At 53.8% G+C, this 554-nt stretch carries 1 protein-coding gene; it reads right to left on the reverse strand.

Annotation, left to right across the window (positions count from 1 at the left end; all coding sequences use genetic code 11):
• A partial coding sequence (locus tag ACR0CG_RS24155) for a selenium-binding protein SBP56-related protein (RefSeq protein ID WP_480528066.1) occupies nt 1–554 on the reverse strand: 554 nt, incomplete at both ends.

Raw genomic sequence — 554 nt, forward strand, 5'->3', positions numbered from 1 at the left:
ACCCCGCCCTTTTCGCGGATCTCGGGATAGAACTGGTTATCCCAAGTCGAGAACAGCGAGGTCGTGACATAAAGCCTTCGTCCGTCGAGAGAGAGCTGGAACATTTGTGGACCACCCGCGACCTCGACCCCGTTAACGATCGGAGCTTTACCCAAAAGGCCCCCCATAAACACTTGCCCGGTCAGCTTGGGATTATGCGGGTCGGTGACGTCATACTGGCGCATATCTCCATGCAGCCAATTGTTCAGGTACAAGTATTTGTCGTCCATCGAGATCAGGATCGCCGACATAACCCCCGGCAACGGGATCGGCCATTCGGGGTGCATCTCGTTTTCCACATCGATGATCTTTTCCCACCGCCACTTTTTAGCATCGTCTTGCCACCAATGGATCACATTGGTCGAAAGAGCTGCGCCACAGAACCCATGCGTGCTGTCGGGGTCATGGTGGAACTTAACTTCCAGTGGCAACAGCCCGTCTTCACCCAAATAGAAGCTTTCGACCGGTTCGCGTTTTTCGAAATCCCAAAAATGCAGCTCCCGCCCATATTTCAG

The organism is Ruegeria sp. AB8, assembly GCF_056542605.1.